The sequence below is a fragment of the Streptomyces glaucescens genome (assembly GCF_002154375.1).
In the GTDB taxonomy this organism is placed as follows: domain Bacteria; phylum Actinomycetota; class Actinomycetes; order Streptomycetales; family Streptomycetaceae; genus Streptomyces; species Streptomyces glaucescens.
In genome coordinates this window covers 1-557 of record NZ_MUND01000893.1, presented here as the reverse complement: position 1 = coordinate 557, position 557 = coordinate 1, and the positions used below count along the sequence as shown (strand labels likewise).

Sequence of the window (557 nt, the reverse complement as noted above, 5' to 3'; positions counted from 1 at the left end):
AGGCAGGTGATGCACCCGCCTTCGAGACGGTGATGTCGCGGATCCGCGTGCCCCGCACGGGCCCGGGCAGGCCACGGACCCGGCCCCTGGCCGTTCTGGCCGACCGCGCGTATTCCTCACGTGCCATCCGCGCCCATCTGCGGCGCCGGGGCATCCGTGCGGTCATCCCGCAGCCGTCCGACCAAGTCGGCCATCGTCTGCGGCGAGGCCGGCTCGGCGGCCGTCCGCCCGGCTTCGACAGCGAGGCATACAAGCAGCGGAACACCGTCGAGCGGTGCATCAACCGCCTCAAGCAGTGGCGCGGCCTGGCTACGCGAACCGACAAGCTCGCGATCGCCTACCAGGCCGCACTCCACCTCGCGGGCATCCTTATCTGGACCCGACGCTGACCAAAGAGACAGAACCTAGGCCCTGTCTGACAAAGGATCTTGGTTGGGTTCGCGGAGCCAGAGGATGAGTGAGGCGACGTGGATGCCGGCCTTGTAGCGGGCGGCGACTTTGTCGAAGCGGGTGGCGATCGCGCGGAACTGCTTGAAGCGGTTGAAGCAGCGTTCGAC

General features: G+C 68.0%; 1 protein-coding gene and 1 pseudogene. One reads left to right on the top strand and one right to left on the bottom strand.

The features are described 5' to 3' along the window. On the top strand, positions 1 to 389 hold a 389-nt coding region (locus tag CCN42_RS38950; RefSeq protein ID WP_143662191.1), incomplete at its 5' end, for a transposase. A gap of 15 nt (positions 390 to 404) precedes the next feature. Here the strand turns inward: CCN42_RS38950 and CCN42_RS38945 are convergent. Continuing rightward, a pseudogene (locus CCN42_RS38945) lies at positions 405 to 557 on the bottom strand (IS5/IS1182 family transposase); the annotation flags it as partial.